The sequence below is a fragment of the Actinomycetospora succinea genome (assembly GCF_004363095.1).
Lineage (GTDB): Bacteria > Actinomycetota > Actinomycetes > Mycobacteriales > Pseudonocardiaceae > Actinomycetospora > Actinomycetospora succinea.
The window spans coordinates 163373-179701 of the sequence record NZ_SNYO01000009.1; the positions used below are offsets into that span (position 1 = coordinate 163373).

Consider the following 16329-nt stretch of genomic DNA (forward strand, 5'->3'; position numbering starts at 1 on the left):
TCGCTCACCCCGGCCGACGTGGCCCGGGGCCATCTCGTGCTGCCTTCCACTGCCGTGACTCAGGGAGAAACCGTGTCCGACCGCCACCTCGGCCCGCTGCCCGTCCCCTCGCTGGGGCTGGGCTGCATGGGCCTGAACTGGGCCTACGGGCCCGCCGACCGCGACGAGTCGATCGCCACCGTCCGGCGCGCGCTCGACCTCGGCGTCACCTTCCTCGACACCGCCGACGTGTACGCGAACGGCGAGAACGAGCGCCTCGTCGGCGAGGCGATCGCCGGACGCCGCGACGAGGTCACGCTCGCGACGAAGTTCGGCATCCAGACCGACCCGGCCACCGGCTACCCGAACGGGCAGGTCGACGGGTCGCCGGACTACGTGCGGCGCTCGATCGACGGGTCGCTCCAGCGTCTCGGCGTCGACCACGTCGAGCTGTACTACCTGCACCGCCCGGACCCGGCGACGCCGGTCGAGGAGACCGTCGGCGCGATGGCCGGGCTCGTGACCGCGGGCAAGGTCCGCCACCTCGGGCTGTCCGAGGCGTCGGCGGAGACCGTGCACCGGGCCGCCGCGGTGGCGCCGATCGCGGCGCTGCAGTCGGAGTGGTCGCTGTTCAGCCGCGACATCGAGGCGTCCGTGGTGCCGGCCGCCCGCGAGCACGGGATCGGGCTCGTGCCCTACAGCCCGCTGGGGCGCGGGATGCTCACCGACGCGTCGGTGCGCGACCTCGCGAGCGACGACTTCCGCCGCACCCTGCCCCGCTTCGCCGAGGGCGCGCTGGAGGAGAACCTGGCGCTGGTGGAGCAGGTCCGCGAGGTCGCGAAGCGCCGTGGTGCGACGCCGGCGCAGGTGGCGCTGGCGTGGCTGCTGGCCCAGGGTGACGACGTCGTGCCGATCCCGGGCACCAAGCGCCGGGCCTACCTCGAGGAGAACCTCGGGGCGCGCGACGTCGTGCTCGACGCCGACGACGTGGCCGCGCTCTCGGCACTGGTGCCGACCGGGAACCGCACCGGCGACATGAGCTGGGTCAACCGGGACACGGCCGCCCTGAGCTGAATCCGGACATCGGGCCGGGAATCGGGTGCATTCGATTCCCGGCCCGATTCCCAAGAACTGGTCAAGTCGCGTCCTGAATTGCGGAAATCGCCCCCGTCGCACTGGCGCGCCGCAGTTCGTGGGCTAATCTCCTTCGCATCACGGCCCGGTCACGCTCCCCCGCTCCCCGACCGGACCGTCGACGGAGGTGACCCCGACACCATGACTGCTGCCCTGCCCCGGCGTTCCCCCCAGCAGATGACCGCCGTCCTCGGCATCGCGGTCGGCGCCGTCGGCGCGGCCGTGCTCGGCTCGCACGCCGGTGACACCGGTGATCTGGCCCTGCCCGACACCGGGTCGACCACCGCGGAGCTGAACCTGGCCTCGCACCACACCCCGTCGGCGTCCGTCGCGCCGGTGCACGGCGAGGTCACCTCGGCCGCCGCGACCGTGCCCGAGCTGACGAAGGCCGCACAGCGCCAGCAGGCGGCCGCGGCGCACTCCCGGAAGATCGAGGACGCGATCGACCGTTTCGAGTCGCGGATCGGCACGACGCGCTACGAGGGCTATTGCGAGCGGGCGGTCGAGAACGCGTTCGGCACGCAGGGCCACTACGGCAGCGCGCGCCAGGACTGGCGCTCGCAGGACCAGCACTCGGACTGGCAGAACGCCCCGCGCGGCGCGATGGTCTTCTACAACACGTCCGCGAACGCCCACGTCGCCCTGAGCCTCGGCGACGGCCGCGTGGTCTCGTCGAGCGCGCACGGCAAGGTCGGCATCGTCCCGATCGACCACTTCCAGCACCCGCTGGGCTGGGCGTACGCCCCGTACTGAGGCGCTCCGCGCACGTGAGTGATCTGGGTTGCCCTGGCAACCCAGATCACTCACGTGGCGTCAGCCCTCAGGCGTCGACCGGGTCGCGGCCGGTCATCGCGCGGACGTGCATGTCCTCGTACGGGAGCTCCTGCCCGGCTGCGGGCCGGCTGGTGATGGTGCCGAGCCAGCACCCGAGGAAGCCGATCGGCACGGACACCAGCGTCGGGTAGGACAGCGGGAAGAGCGCCGCCTCGCCCATCACGCCGGGACCCACCAGCACGAGCACCACCGAGCTGACCAGGCCCGCGACGATGCCCGTGCTCGCACCCCGGGTGTTCAGCCGGGGCCAGAACAGCAGCAGGACGAGGACCGGGACGTTCGCGCTCGCCGCGACGACGACGGCCATCAGCGCGAGCAGGGCGATGTTCGTGTCCTGCGCGCCGAGGGCCAGCAGGATCGACACCGCCGCGATGGCGACGGCCGCGATGCGCCCGGCCTTGACCTGCTCGGCGTCGCTCGCCTGCCCGCGGCGGAACAGCGAGCTGTAGAGGTCGTGCGCGACGGCCCCGGAGCCCGCGATCACCAGACCGGCGACGACGGCGAGGATGGTCGCGAAGGCGACGGCCGAGACGATCGCGAAGAGCACCGGCCCGCCGAGGAGCTCGGCGAGCTGGGGCGCGGCGAGGTTGCCCGCCGAGTTCGCCGCCTTGATCTGCACCTGGCCCACCAGGGCCGCCGCGCCGTAGCCGATGAACGGCATGGCCAGGAACGCCAGCCCGAGGATCCACAGCGCCACGCTCATCGACCGCCGCGCCACCTTGGCGTCGGGCACGGTGAAGAAGCGGATGAGGATGTGGGGCAGGGCCGCGGTCCCCAGGACCTGCGCGACCGCGACCGACACCAGCTCCAGGCCCGGCATCACCCCGCTGGCCCGCGCGAACAGGTCGGTCGCCGACGTCTCGGCCACGGTGCGGAACATGAGCCCGAGGTCGAAGCCGAACCGGGCGAGGGTGAGCACCACGAGCAGGGCCATCGCGGCGAGCAGCATCACGGCCTTGACGATCTGGATCCAGGTCGTGGCGAGCATGCCGCCGACCGTGATGTAGACGGCCATGAGCACGCCGACGACGATCACCGCGACCCAGTACGGGATGCCGATCAGCAGCCCGATGAGCACGCCGGCGCCGACCAGCTGCGCGATCATGTAGAAGATCGTGACCACCAGCGTGTTCACGGCCATCACGGCGCGCACGCCGCGCGAGCGGAAGCGGCTGGAGAGGACGTCGGCGATCGTGAACCGCCCGAGGTTGCGCAGCGGCTCGGCCACCAGCAGCAGCACGAGCAGGAACGCCACCAGCCCGCCCGCGACCAGGTAGAAGCCGTACACGCCCTGCAGGGCCAGGAGGCCCGCGACGCCGAGGAACGTCGACGCCGAGAGCAGGTCGCCGACGATGGCCAGGCCGTTCTGCCAGCCCGTGATCTGGCCGCCGGCCACGTAGTGGGAGGCGGCGCTGCGGTTGCGGCGCCCGGCCCACCACGTGATGGCGAGGGTCAGGGCGATCACGGCGACGAAGATCGTGATCGTGATCGGGTCGACGGTCATCGGACGCTGCTCCCCGCGTCGACGGACGCCTCGGCGAACGCCCGGTCGGCGAGCTCGTCCCAGTGCTGGGCGCGGCGGACGTAGAGCCCGGTCAGCAGCCACACCAGCGGGAAGACGAGGACCGTGAGCACGAAGGTCCAGCTCACGACGCCGAGGGCCGGGCCGCTCAGGACGTCCGTGAAGCCCGAGACGACGATGATCGCGAGGTAGGCGCCGAAGCCCACGATCGTCGCCGGCACGACGAAGCGCCGTCGGCTGCGGACCAGTTCGGTGAAGGCCGGCGTCGCGATGACCGCCGTGGCTCGGGGGTCGGGGCGGTCGTCCATGGGTTCTCCAGGTGTCGGGGTGCTCAGGGCGTCAGCGACCACCCGGCCGTCCTGCGCGACGGTCGGTGGACAGGGGTGATGGGGTCAGAGGAACCCGAACAGGCGGCCCGCGACCCGGCGGATCTGGACCTCCTCGGCGCCCTCGGTGATCCGGTAGCGACGGTGGTGGCGGTAGATGTGCTCGAACGGCTCGTGGCGGGAGTAGCCCATCCCGCCGAAGACCTGCATGGCGCGGTCCGCGGCGTCGCAGACCAGGCGGTTGGCGCGGTAGTTGCACATCGAGACCTGGTGCCCGATCGACACCTCGGGGCGGCCGTCGGCGCGGCACGCGTCGAGCTCCGCGGCCGTCTCGCGGACGAGGGCGCGCAGCATGGCCGCCTCGGTGTGCAGCTCGACGAGCGGCCACTGGATCGCCTGCCGGCTCGCCAGGGGCCGGCCGAAGGTGTGGCGCTCGGTCGCGTACGCGACGGCCCGGTCGATGCAGTACTGCGCGGCTCCGAGGCTCGACGCGGCCTGGCGGATGCGGTTCTGGTGCACGAACGTCTGGGCGACGGCGAGCGCCTCGCCCTCCTCGCCGAACACCGCCGACGCGGGCACCCGCACGTCGCGCAGCACGACCTCGCCGTGGTCGGTGGGCATGTTCAGCGTCCACCAGTAGCGCGGCACCTCGAAGCCCGGCGTGTCCGTGGGGACCAGGAAGCTGGTGATGCCGCGCGCGCTGCCCGCGTCGCCGGAGGTCCGGGCGAACACGAGCTCGTGGCTCGCCCGGTGCACCCCGGTGCTCCAGCGCTTGGCGCCGTCGATCACCCAGTCGTCGCCGTCGCGGCGCGCGGTGGTCTCGAGCCAGGTGGCGTCGCTGCCGTGGTCGGGCTCGGTGAGCCCGAACGCGATGCCGCGCTCGCCGGTGATCGACGGCTCGACGAGCTCGGCGCGCTGCTCGGGGGTCCCGTAGAGGTGCAGCAGGTGGGCGAACACCAGGTTGCCGACGACGGAGTGCTCGTTCTGCAGGTCGTTGTGCAGCCCGAGGCCGCGGTGGGCGAGGTGCTCGCGGACCGCCGCCATGACGGCGTCGCCGGCGTCGGAGCCGCCCAGCTCGGCGGGCAGCGAGAGCCGGTGGAAGCCCGCGGCGTCGGCCCGCCGGCGGGCCTCGGCCAGCAGCTCCTCCCACTCCGGGCGGGGCAGCCCGCCGCCCTCGAAGTCGGTGCGGGCCCACTCGCGGCGGTGGTCGAAGAACCGCTCGTTGTCGTCCTGCGCCTGCAGCGGGTCGATCTCGGCGGCGATGAAGGCGTCCAGCGCCTCGAGGAGCTCGGGGATGGTCACTGCCCGAACCTCTCGCGCAGCACGTGCTTCTGGATCTTGCCGACCGCGGTGCGCGGGAACTCGGCCACGAAGTGCACCTGCCGCGGCGTGTTGTACCCGGCCATCCGGGTGCGCACGAACGTCGCGAGCTCCTCGGCCAGCGCCGGGGTGGCCTCGGCCGTCGGCACGACGACGGCGACGACCTGCTCCTCGTAGACGGGATCGGGGACGCCGATCACCGCGGCGTCGGCGACGCCGGGGTGCTGGGCGAGGCAGTCCTCGACCTCCTTGGACCAGACGTTCTGGCCGCCGGAGCGGATCATGTCCTTCTTCCGGTCGACGATCGTCAGGAAGCCGTCAGGGTCGGCGACGGCGACGTCGCCGGTGTGCAGCCACCCGCCGGCGAGCGCGGCCTTCGTGGCCTCCTCGTTGCGCCAGTAGCCGCTCATCCGGGGCCCGCGCACGCAGATCTCGCCGGGCGTGCCCGGCGCGACCTCGCCGCCGTCGTCGTCGAGCAGCGCGACGTCGACACCGGGCATCGGGCGCCCGATCGACCCCCAGCGCGCGAACACGTCCCCGGGCGGGCACCACGTCACGAAGGGCCCGCCCTCGGTGAGCCCGTAGGTGTGCGCGAACGCCACCTTGCCCCCGCGGGCCCCGAGCGCGTCGGCGGTGCGGTCCATGATCCCGCTGGGGTCGTAGGCGCCGTAGTAGAGCAGCCGGATCGACGAGGTGTCCGTGGCCGCGAAGCGCTCGTGGGTGATCAGCGCGTGCAGCATCGTCGGGACACCGAGCACCACCGAGACGCGGTGCTGCGGCAGCAGCTCGAGCACGACGCCGGGATCGAACTCGCGCAGCAGGATCACCGTGCCGCCGACCAGCAGGAACGGCTTCATGTGGTCCCAGTTGCCCACGTGGAACGGCGGGAAGTAGTTCATGAAGACGTCGCGGTCGTCGGCGCGCAGCACCGTGGCCATGGCGAAGGCGTCGTCGACGGTGCGCCGGTGCGAGAGCATCGCGCCCTTCGGGCGCCCGGTGGTCCCGGAGGTGTAGAGGATCATGTGGATGTCGTCGTCGGCGACCACCGCGGGCGGCGGCTCGACGGCGGCGGCCAGGAACGCGTCCCAGTCGGTGCGGTCGCCCTCGGGCCCCGGGATCCGCAGCACGGGCAGGTCCGGGTGCGCCTCGCGGGCCTCGCGGGCGACCTCGTCGTACCCGGCCTCGACGAACCAGAGGGCCGGGTCGGCGTCGCCGATCGTGTAGGCGTGCTCGGGGCCGCGGTGCCAGAAGTTCAGCGGCACGAGGATCGCCCCGAGGGCGGCGTTGGCGAAGTAGAGCGCGACGTACTCGAGGCCGTTCTTGGCGAGCACCGCGACCCGGTCGCCGTGCCCGATGCCGCGGGCGGCGAGCGCGCCCGCGGTCCGCTCGACGAGGTCCTGCAGCGCGCCGTAGGTGTACTCCCGGCCCTCGACGACGAGGGCGACCGAGCCCGGCCGGGAGCGGGCGTGGTGGCGGACGATGTCCCCGACGAGCACTACGACCTCCCCAGCAGGCGCAGGGCGTTGCCGCCGAGCCACTGCTCGACGACCGCGTCGTCGAGGGGCAGCTCGCGGACCTCGTCGGCGAGCGTCGCCGGCGGGATGCCGAGCAGCGTCCAGGTGGACGCGAAGAGCACGCGGTCGGCGAGCTGGCGGTTGCCGAAGCGCAGCAGCGCCTCCCAGCCCGAGCTCGGCCGGGCGAAGGTCCGCGGCCGGTGCGCCGACAGGTCGACGTACACGTTCGCGTGCCGCCAGGTCACCATCATCATGTCCTCGACCCAGGGCCAGCCGGCGTGCAGGCAGACGAGCGTCAGGTCGGGGAACGCGCGGGCCACGGCGTCGATGTGGCGCGGGTGCCCGACGTCGTACGCGGCGTCGAGCGACCAGTTGATCCCGGTGTGCAGGAGCACGGGGACGCCGAGCGCCTCGCAGCGCCCGTACACCCGGGCCATCCGCGGGTCCTCGGGCAGCAGCTGCTGCTTGAACGGCGAGAGCACGACACCGGACAGGCCGCTCGCCACCGCCTCGTCCACCCGGCGGGCCGCGTCGAGCTCCCACGGGTCGATGCCGGCGAAGCCGACGACGCGGTCCGGGTGGCGGGCGACGAAGTCCGCGACGACCTGGTTGCCGGCGGTCGGCACGCCCAGCCGCGACCCGAACGCCTCGGTGTAGACGCCGGCGAGGCCGATCCCGCCCTCGTCGAGCATGCGGAGGAAGTCCTCCTCCGACGGCGCCTTGTCCCGCGCGGTCTCGCGGGCGGCGGCCCAGCGCGCGGTGACCTCGTCGTGGGTGCGGGCCGGGGCGAGGTCGCCGCCGAAGTGCTCGGCGTAGCCGCGCAGGCGGCCCTGGGTGACGGCCTCCGAGAGGGCGAAGGCCTCGGCGTCGGGGACGGCGCCGGCCAGGAAGTCGACGATCATGCGGTGGGCCCTCCGGTGGCACGCGGGGCGGTGAAGACGGGGCGGCGGCCCTCGAGCGTGGCGGCGGCGCCCTCGGCGTAGTCGGGGCCGCGGAACGTGGCGAACGCGGCGGCCTGCTCCTGCGCGTCGAACGTGCGACCGGGCGGGTCGGCGTCGATGCCGTAGCAGCGGTGGATGCCGCGCTTCGTGGCCGCGAGCGCGGTGGCCGCGTAGCCGGCGTACCGGGCCGCCGCCTTGGCGGCCTCGGCGGGGAGGTCGTCGGTGACGGTGGTGACCAGGCCGAGCCCGAGCGCCTCGTCGGCGGCGAGCAGGCGCCCGCCGTAGAGCAGCTCCTTGGCCTTGCCGATCCCGACGTAGGCCGTCAGGCGCTGCGAGGGGGCGACGAACCCGACCCGCATCTCCGGCAGGCCGATCCGCGCGTCGGACGTGACGATGCGGAAGTCGCACGCCAGCGCGAGCTCGGCGGCGTTCCCGACGCAGGGCCCGGCGACGAGCGCCACGGTGACCAGCGGGAGGGCCTCGATCTCGGCGAAGAGCCGGTACTCGGTGGCGATGTAGTGGCGGTAGGCGTCGTCGTCGAGCCCGCCGAGGTCGTTCAGGTCGGCGCCGCCGGAGAACACGGTGTCCTTGCCGGCCACCAGCAGGACCCGGACGTCCCGGTCCGCGCCGACCTCGCGGACGCGCTCGAGCATCGTCTCGAGGGTCGCGGTGGTGAACACGTTCATGGGGTGGTCGCTCGCGAACCGCAGGGTCGCGACGTGCCCGTCCTCGGACCGTTCCAGGCTGACGGTCACCGGGTGCCTCCATCGTTGTCTCGGGTGGGTGGTCCGTGCACGACGCCGTTCCGACGCAGAGCGGTCACCTCGTCCGGGCTGAGGCCGAGGACGTCGGCGAGGACCCCGTCGGTGTCGGCGGCGACCGGTCCCGGGGCGCGGCCGGGGCGCACCTCCGCCCCGGAGAACCGGAACGGCGCGGTCGGCATGAGCGCCTCGCCGTGCCCGGCGAAGTCGACGGGCTGCAGGGTGCCGCGGGCGATGAGGTGGGGGTCGTCGAGATTCTCGCGGACCCCGCGGATGCGGGCGGCGGACAGGCCGTGGGCGACCAGGTGCGCCACCAGGTCGTCGGCGGTGGGCCAGGTGGCGGCCCAGGCCTCGATGCGGTCGTAGAGCGGGCCGGGGTCGGCCACCCTCGCCGCGACCGCGCCGTAGCGCTCGCCCAGGTCCGGCGCGTCCATCGCCGTCACGAGGCGCGCGAAGAAGACGTCGCCGGCCATCCCGTACGCGAGGTGGGTGCCGTCGGCGCAGGTGGCGACGCCGGACGGGACGCTCGTCGTGTGGCGGTTGCCGTACTTGCCGCCCACCGCCGCTCCCCCGGTGACGGCGCCGGCGGCGGGCTGCTGGTCGATCATCGCGAACAGCGAGTCGAACGCCGACACGTCGACGTGCGTGCCCTCGCCGGTGGCCTGGCGCCGGTACAGCGCGGCACCGAGGGCCGCGAGCGCGTGCACCGCGGAGTTGACGTCGGCGAGCGCGGTGCCGAAGTGCATCGGCGGCCCGCCGTCCTCGCCGGTCAGCGACATCAGGCCGGAGTACGCCTCGGCGACGAGCCCGAAGCCCGACAGGTGCGCGTACGGGCCCTCGGCGCCGAACGTCGACAGCGAGCACAGGATGGTGCGGGGATCGCGGGCGTGCAGGACGTCCCAGCCGAGGCCCAGCTTCCCGAGCACCCCCGGCGCGAAGTTCTCGACGACCACGTCGGCCCAGTCCGCCAGGCGCAGGGCGAGCTCGAGCCCGTGCGGGTCCTTCAGGTCCAGCCCGAGCGAGCGCTTGCCGGTGTTGTACTGCGCGTACGCGCTCGAGACGCGGTCGGCGGGGTCGCCGACGCGGACCGGGAGGGCGCGCATGAGGTCGCCGGCCGGCTGCTCGACGCGCACCACGTCCGCACCCATGTCGGCGAGCATGCGCGTGCAGAACGGACCGGCGATCACGTGACTGAGGTCGAAGACCCGCAGCCCCGCGTAGGGACCCGCCATCCGGACACCTCCCACCCGATCACGTCGTCGTCGAACGCCCGTTCAAGCAACGTATGGGTACGCAGCTCACAACGTCAACACCATGTTGAACGCTCGTTCAACGCGCTAGGCTGCTACCCATGCCTCGCACGGAGACCGCCACGTCGGCGCCGACCCGGCGCGCCCGTGACGCCGCCCGGCCCGGGCCGCCGCCGACCGTGCTCGTCCGCCCCGGCGACGAGCCCACGGCGGCGACGCTGCTCGCCGCCGCGGTCGAGGTGATGGCCGCGAGCGGCTACCACGGGACGTCCGTGCGCGACATCGCCACGGCCGCCGGCACCAGCCCCGCGGTGCTCTACCACCACTACCGCTCGAAGCAGGGCCTGCTCGTCATGCTCTGCGACCGGGGGCTCGACGTGCTGATCGAGGCCACGGAGGCGGCCCTCGACGAAGCGGGGCCCGACGACGCCGACAAGCTGCGGGCGATCGTCGGCGCGCACGTGCGGGTCCACATGGAGTCGCAGCGCGAGAGCCTCATCGGCAACAGCGAGATCCGCGCCCTCGAGGCGCCGGGCCGCGACCTCATCGTCGCCAAGCGCGACGCGCAGCAGCGGTTCTTCGACCGTGTCGTGCGCGACGGCGTGCGCAGCGGCGCCTTCGCCACCCCGCAGCCCGACGACGCCTCGCGGTTCATCACGACGGCGTGCACCGGCGTCGCCGCCTGGTACCGGCCGGGCGGCGCGACCGAGGCCGACGAGATCGTCGCGCGCCACCAGCGGATCGCCCTCGACGCCGTGGCGCACCGCCCGTGACGGTGCCGCGGACCCCCGACGAGCTGGTCCCGGCGCTGGCCGAGGTGCTCGGGGGCACGGTCACCGACCTGCGCAGGCTCTCCGCAGGCGCCAGCCGCGAGACCTGGACGTTCGAGGCCGACGGGCGCCGGCTCGTGCTGCGCCGCGACCCGCCCGGCGCGCCGCGCCCGGCGGAGATGGCCCGCGAGGCCGAGTGCCTGCGCGCCGCCGCCCGCGCGGGGCTCCCCGTGCCGCCGCTGCTGCGGGCCGGCGACGGCACGGACGCGATCGGCACGCCGTACCTCGTCATGGAGCACGTGGCCGGCGAGTCGCTCCCGGGGCGCCTGCTCCGCGACGAGCGCTGGGCGGCGGCCCGCGAGGGCATGGCCCGCGAGCTCGGTCGCGTGCTCGCCCGCATCCACGCGATCGATCCCCGCGAGGTCCCGTCCCTCCCGACCGTGACCGACCCGCTCGCCGACCTGCGGGCGACGTACGACGGCTTCGGCGAGACCCGGCCCGGACTCGAGGTCGCGTTCCGGTGGCTCGCCGCGCACCGCCCGCCCGCCGTCCCCCCGACCGTCGTGCACGGGGACTTCCGCAACGGCAACCTCCTCGTCGCGCCCGACGGGCTCGCCGCGGTGCTCGACTGGGAGCTCGCCCACCTCGGCGACCCGCGCGAGGACCTCGGCTGGGTCTGCACGCGGGCCTGGCGGTTCGGGGCGCAGGCCGAGGTCGGCGGCTTCGGGAGCCGCGAGGAGCTGCTCGCGGGCTACGCCGAGGTGGCGGGTGCCGCGCCGGACACCGACGCCGTGCGCTGGTGGGAGGTCTACGGCTGCGTGCACTGGGCGGTGATCTGCCGCATCCAGGCCGAGCGCCACCTCGGCGGCACCGAGCGGTCGATGGAGCTCGCCGTGCTCGGCCGGCGCGCCGTGGAGGCGGAGTACGACGCGCTGCTGGCGCTGGGTCTCGTCTCCGGGGTCCCGGCCGTGCCGACCGTCGCGCGCCCCACTGCCGAGCGCCCCCCTGCCGAGTGCCCCACCGTGGACGAGCTGCTCGAGGCGGTGCGCGGCTTCCTCGCCGACGAGCTCGTCGTCGGCGACGACCGCTCGCGCTATCTCGCCCGCGTCGCCCGCAACGCGCTGGGCATCGTGGCGCGCGAGCTCGCGTCCGATCCCTCGGAGCACCGGGCGGCGCTGGCCGCCGCGGGGTGCGCCGACGACGCCGAGCTGGGCGGCGGGCTGCGCTCCGGCGCCCTCGACCCCGCCGACGGACCCGTCGCCGCCGCGGTCCGCTCGGCCGTCCTCACCCGCCTCGCCGTGGCCAATCCCCGCTATGCCTAGGAGGTAGAGATGCGCGCAGTCCGCGTCGTCAGCACCGACGGCCCCGCCGCCCTCGAGATCGGCGACGTCCCCGCGCCCGAGCCGGCCGAGGGCTCGGTCCTCGTCGACGTCGCGGCGGCCGGGGTGACGTTCCCCGACCTGCTGCTCACCCAGGACCGCTACCAGTACAAGCCCGAGCGCCCCTTCGTCCTCGGTGGCGAGCTGGCCGGGACCGTGCGGGAGGCCTCGCCGGACAGCGGGTTCGCGGTCGGCGACCGCGTGGCCGCCACCAGCACCATCGGCGCCTTCGCCGAGCAGGTCGTCGCGCCCGTCGAGGCCGTCTACCCGCTGCCGGACGCGATGTCGTTCCGCGCGGGGGCCTGCGTGCCGATGAACTACCTGACGATGTCGTTCGCGCTCGTGATCCGCGGGGCGCTGCAGGAGGGCGAGACCGTCCTCGTCCACGGGGCCGCGGGCGGCATCGGGACCGCGACCATCCAGCTCGCCCGGGCGTGGGGCGCCCGCGTGATCTCGGTGGTGTCGACGCCCGAGAAGGCGGACTTCGTCCGGTCGGTCGGCTCGCACGAGGCGGTCCTGGCCGAGGGTTTCAAGGCCGCGGTCGCCGAGCTGACCGGGGGCCGCGGGGTGGACATGGTGGTCGACCCGGTCGGCGGCGACCGCTTCACCGACTCGCTGCGCTCGCTCGCGCCGCTGGGCCGCCTGCTCGTCGTCGGGTTCACCGCCGGCGACATCCCGACCGTGAAGGTCAACCGCCTGCTGCTGAACAACATCGACGTCCGCGGCGTCGGTTGGGGCGCCTACGCCATCCCGCGGCCCGGCAGCCAGCGCCGCGAGTGGGACCGGCTCCTGCCGCTCATGGAGTCCGGCGCGATCGACCCGCCCGTCGGTGAGGTCTACCCCCTCGACCGCGCCGCCGACGCCGTCGCCGCCCTCGACGCCCGCGCCGCCCTCGGCCGCCTGGTCATCGAGCCCTGACCCCTACGTGCGTGATCTTCTGAGCCATAGCTCAGAAGATCACGCACGTGGCGTCAGCCCTCCGCGTCGCCCTCGGCCTCGAGGAACGCCTCGCGGAGCGACTCCACCATCGCCGGGTCCGGCGACTCCCACAGCCCGCGGTCGACGGCCTCGAGCAGGCGTTCCGCCATGCCGTGCAGCGCCCAGGGGTTGGCCTCGCGGAGGAACGCGCGGTTCTCGGGGTCGAGGACGTAGTTCTCGGTCAGCGAGCCGTACATCCAGTCGCTGACCGTGCCCGCCGTCGCGTCCCAGCCGAACAGGTAGTCGACGGTCGCGGCCATCTCGAACGCGCCCTTGTAGCCGTGCCGGCGCATCGCGGCCATCCAGCGCGGGTTGACGACGCGCGAGCGGAACACCCGCGCCGTCTCCTCGATCAGCGAGCGCGTCTTCACGTTCTCCGGACGCGTCGAGTCGCCGACGTACGCGGCCGGCGCCGCCCCGGTCAGCGCGCGGACCGTGGCGATCATGCCGCCGTGGTACTGGTAGTAGTCGTCGGAGTCGGCGATGTCGTGCTCGCGGGTGTCGATGTTCTTGGCCGCCACCGCGATCCGCCGGTACGCCGCCCGCATCTCGTCGACCGCCGACTCGCCCTGGCGCCCGCGCCCGTACGCGTGCCCGCCCCAGGTCGTGTAGATCTCGGCGAGGTCGGCGTCGCCGCGCCACTCGCGGGAGTCCATCGCCTGCAGCAGGCCGGCCCCGTACGCGCCGGGGGGCGAGCCGAAGATGCGCGTCGTCGCGGCCTCCCACGACGACCCCGACGCCGCGTCCGCCCGCGCGTGCGCCGCGACGAAGTTGTCCTCGTCCGCCTCGTCCGACAGGCCCGCCACCAGCTGCACCGCGTCGTCCATCGTCGCGACGACGTGCGGGAACGCGTCGCGGAAGAAGCCGGAGATCCGCAGCACCACGTCCACCCGCGGGCGCCCGAGCTCAGACGCCGGCGTGACCTCCAGCCCCGTCACCCGCCGCGACGCCTCATCCCACACCGGCCGCACGCCCATCAGCGCCAGCGCCTCGGCGACGTCGTCACCCGACGTCCGCATCGCGGCGGTCCCCCACAGCGACAGCCCGACCGACGTGGGCCACTCGCCCTCGTGGTCCTCGCGATAGCGCTCGAGCAGCGAGTCCGCGAGCATCTGCCCGGTCTCCCACGCCAGCCGGGACGGCACGGCGCGCGGGTCGATCGAGTAGAAGTTCCGCCCGGTCGGCAGGACGTTGACCAGCCCGCGCAGCGGCGACCCGCTCGGCCCGGCCTTGACGTGCCCGCCGTCGAGGGCGTGCAGGACACCCGTGATCTCGTCGGTCGTCGCGTCCAGGCGCGGGACGACCTCGGTGGCGGCGAAGCTCAGGATGTCGGTGACGGTCGGGTCCGCGCGGCCGAGGACCTCGAGGGTCACCTCAGCCGGATCGGTCCACCCCCGCTTCTCCATCCCGAGCACCAGGGAGTGGGCGGTCTCCTCGAAGCGGTCGGTGTCGGAGCGCGACGCGGACCCGTCCTCGACCATGCCCAGCGCCTCGCGCAGCCCCGGCAGCGACTGCGTGCCCGACCACAGCTGCCGCGCGCGCAGCACCGCGAGCACCATGTCGACGCGCTCCTGCCCGGCCGGCGCGCGGCCGAGGATGTGCAGGCCGTCGCGGATCTGGGCGTCCTTGATCTCGCAGAGCCAGCCGTCGAGGTGCATGACGAAGTCGTCGAAGCGCTCGTCGTCGGGCTGGTCGGAGACGCCGAGGTCGCTGTCGAGCTTCGCGGCCTGGATGAGCTGCCAGATCTGGCCGCGGATCGCGGTGATCTTGCCGGGGTCCATCGCCTGGATCGACGCGTACTCGTCGAGCAGCTGCTCGAGACGGGCGAGGTCGCCGTACGACTCGGCGCGCGCCATCGGCGGGACGAGGTGGTCGACGAGCGTGGCGTGCGCGCGGCGCTTGGCCTGCGTGCCCTCGCCCGGGTCGTTGACGAGGAACGGGTAGACCAGCGGCAGGTCCCCGAGGATCGGGTCGGGCGCGCAGGACGCCGAGAGCGCGGCGGTCTTGCCCGGCAGCCACTCGAGGTTGCCGTGCTTGCCGACGTGCACCAGGGCGTGCGCCCCGAACTGCGTCTGCAGCCAGCGGTAGGCCGCGAGGTAGTGGTGGCTCGGCGGCAGGTCGGGGTCGTGGTAGATCGCGATCGGGTTCTCGCCGAACCCGCGCGGCGGCTGCATCATCACGACGACGTTGTCGCGCTGCAGGGCGGCGACGGTGATCGCGCCGTCGTGCACGAACATCGACCCGGGCGCCGCGCCCCAGTGCTCCTCGACCCCGGCGCGGAAGTCCTCGGGCAGCGTGGCGAACCAGCGCGTGTAGTCGTCGACGGGCACGCGCGCCGGGTTGGCGGCGAGCTGCTCCTCGGTGAGCCAGTCCTGGTCGTAGCCGCCGGCGTCGATGAGCGCGCGGATGAGGAGGTCACCATCGCCCTCGGCGAGCCCCGGCACGTCGCCGACGCCGTACCCGGCCTCCTTCATGGCCGCCAGCAGCCCGACGACCGACGCGGGCGTGTCCAGGCCGACGGCGTTGCCGATGCGGGCGTGCTTCGTGGGGTAGGCGGAGAGGACGAGCGCGATCTTCTTGTCCGCGTTCGGCACGTGGCGCAGGCGCGCGTGCGACACCGCCAGCCCCGCCACGCGCGCGGCGCGCTCGGGGTCGGCGACGTAGACCGGGAGCCCGTCGGCGTCGGTCTCCTTGAAGCTGAATGGCACCGTGATGATCCGGCCGTCGAACTCGGGGACGGCGACCTGGTTCGCGGCGTCCAGCGGGCTCACGCCGTCGTCGTCGTCGAGCCACTCGTCGCGGGTCCGCGTCAGGCACAGCGCCTGCAGGATCGGCACGTCGAGCGCCGCGAGCGCGCCGGTGTCCCAGCTCTCGTCGTCGCCGCCGGCACTCGCCGTCGCGGGCTTGGACCCGCCGGCGGCCAGCACGGTGGTGACGAGGACGTCGGCGTGCTGCAGGACGGCGACGAGGTCGTCGTCGGGGCTGCGCAGCGACGAGCAGAACACCGGCTCGGGCACCCCGCCGGCGTCGACGACCGCGCGGCACAGCCCGTCGACGAACGCGGTGTTCCCGGCCATGTGGTGCGCGCGGTAGTAGACGATCGCGACGCGGGGGCCGGTGCCCGTGGCGTCCCAGCCGTCCAGGCGCCCCCAGCTCGGCATCTCGGCCGGCGGGTCGAAGCCGTGGCCGGTGAGCAGGACGGTGTCGGAGAGGAAGTGGTGGAGCTGGGCGAGGTTCTCCGGCCCGCCCTGCGCGAGGTAGAGGTGCGCCTGGGTCGCGACGCCGACCGGCACCGTCGACGACTCCATCAGCTGGGCGTCGGGGCTCTGCTCGCCGCCGAGCACGACCACCGGCCGCGGCTGGGACGACGCGAGCAGGGCGTCCAGCCCGTCCTCCCACGCCTGGCGGCCGCCGAGCAGCCGGACGACGACGAGGTCGACGCCGTCGAGCAGGGCGTCCAGCTCGTCCCCGACGGACACGCGCGCCGGGTTGGCCCAGCGCCAGCCGCCCTCCTCACCCGGTGCGCTGGCCCGCGCCGAGCGCAGATCGGTGTCCGAGGTCGAGAGCAGCAGGAGCACCGCGCCTCCAGGCGTGAATGTCTGAACACCTAGATAGATGTTG

13 protein-coding genes are annotated in these 16329 nt (G+C 74.0%); 5 read left to right on the forward strand and 8 right to left on the reverse strand.

Annotated elements, in window-relative coordinates:
* The first annotated feature begins 72 nt into the window (after positions 1-72).
* Both EV188_RS24860 and EV188_RS24865 read left to right on the forward strand, forming a co-directional pair.
* On the forward strand, positions 73-1053 hold the full coding sequence (locus EV188_RS24860) for an aldo/keto reductase (protein ID WP_243741975.1): 981 nt from the start codon (positions 73-75) through the stop codon (positions 1051-1053).
* A 201-nt stretch (positions 1054-1254) separates the two neighbouring features.
* Entirely contained in the window at positions 1255-1866 is a 612-nt protein-coding gene (locus EV188_RS24865) for a C40 family peptidase (RefSeq protein ID WP_133829007.1), read from the forward strand.
* A 67-nt stretch (positions 1867-1933) separates the two neighbouring features.
* On the opposite strand, the gene EV188_RS24870 is transcribed toward EV188_RS24865, so the two are convergent.
* The 7 genes from EV188_RS24870 to EV188_RS24900 form a co-directional block, all read right to left on the reverse strand.
* Positions 1934-3451 carry a solute symporter family protein gene (locus tag EV188_RS24870; RefSeq protein WP_133829008.1) on the reverse strand — a complete coding sequence of 506 codons (1518 nt, stop codon included), beginning with the start codon at positions 3449-3451 and terminating at the stop codon, positions 1934-1936.
* The gene (locus EV188_RS24875; RefSeq protein WP_133829009.1) at positions 3448-3777 is read right to left on the reverse strand and encodes a DUF485 domain-containing protein; all 330 of its coding nucleotides are present in this window, start codon (positions 3775-3777) and stop codon (positions 3448-3450) included. The genes EV188_RS24870 and EV188_RS24875 overlap by 4 nt, the downstream gene beginning before the upstream one ends.
* 84 nt (positions 3778-3861) lie before the next feature.
* On the reverse strand, positions 3862-5097 hold the full coding sequence (locus tag EV188_RS24880; protein WP_133829010.1) for an acyl-CoA dehydrogenase family protein: 1236 nt from the start codon (positions 5095-5097) through the stop codon (positions 3862-3864).
* Positions 5094-6611 carry a class I adenylate-forming enzyme family protein gene (locus EV188_RS24885; RefSeq protein WP_166660056.1) on the reverse strand — a complete coding sequence of 506 codons (1518 nt, stop codon included), beginning with the start codon at positions 6609-6611 and terminating at the stop codon, positions 5094-5096. Before EV188_RS24885 ends, EV188_RS24880 begins: the two co-directional genes overlap by 4 nt.
* Positions 6611-7531, reverse strand: coding sequence for an amidohydrolase family protein (locus EV188_RS24890; protein ID WP_133829012.1), 921 nt, complete (start codon positions 7529-7531; stop codon positions 6611-6613). The genes EV188_RS24885 and EV188_RS24890 overlap by 1 nt, the downstream gene beginning before the upstream one ends.
* Positions 7528-8325 carry an enoyl-CoA hydratase/isomerase family protein gene (locus EV188_RS24895; protein WP_133829013.1) on the reverse strand — a complete coding sequence of 266 codons (798 nt, stop codon included), beginning with the start codon at positions 8323-8325 and terminating at the stop codon, positions 7528-7530. The genes EV188_RS24890 and EV188_RS24895 overlap by 4 nt, the downstream gene beginning before the upstream one ends.
* The gene (locus tag EV188_RS24900; protein WP_133829014.1) at positions 8322-9563 is read right to left on the reverse strand and encodes a CaiB/BaiF CoA transferase family protein; all 1242 of its coding nucleotides are present in this window, start codon (positions 9561-9563) and stop codon (positions 8322-8324) included. Before EV188_RS24900 ends, EV188_RS24895 begins: the two co-directional genes overlap by 4 nt.
* A 119-nt stretch (positions 9564-9682) precedes the next feature.
* On the opposite strand from EV188_RS24900, the gene EV188_RS24905 reads away from it, so the two are divergent.
* The 3 genes from EV188_RS24905 to EV188_RS24915 are packed head-to-tail and all read left to right on the forward strand — an operon-like array spanning position 9683 to position 12648.
* Entirely contained in the window at positions 9683-10354 is a 672-nt protein-coding gene (locus tag EV188_RS24905; protein WP_133829015.1) for a TetR/AcrR family transcriptional regulator, read from the forward strand.
* Positions 10351-11673, forward strand: coding sequence for a phosphotransferase family protein (locus EV188_RS24910; protein ID WP_208114367.1), 1323 nt, complete (start codon positions 10351-10353; stop codon positions 11671-11673). Before EV188_RS24905 ends, EV188_RS24910 begins: the two co-directional genes overlap by 4 nt.
* A gap of 9 nt (positions 11674-11682) precedes the next feature.
* Entirely contained in the window at positions 11683-12648 is a 966-nt protein-coding gene (locus EV188_RS24915; protein ID WP_133829016.1) for an NADPH:quinone oxidoreductase family protein, read from the forward strand.
* Between the two features lie 53 nt (positions 12649-12701).
* Here EV188_RS24915 and cobN read toward each other — a convergent pair whose 3' ends face one another.
* On the reverse strand, positions 12702-16286 hold the full coding sequence (gene cobN, locus EV188_RS24920; protein ID WP_133829017.1) for a cobaltochelatase subunit CobN: 3585 nt from the start codon (positions 16284-16286) through the stop codon (positions 12702-12704).
* Between the last annotated feature and the right edge of the window lie 43 nt (positions 16287-16329).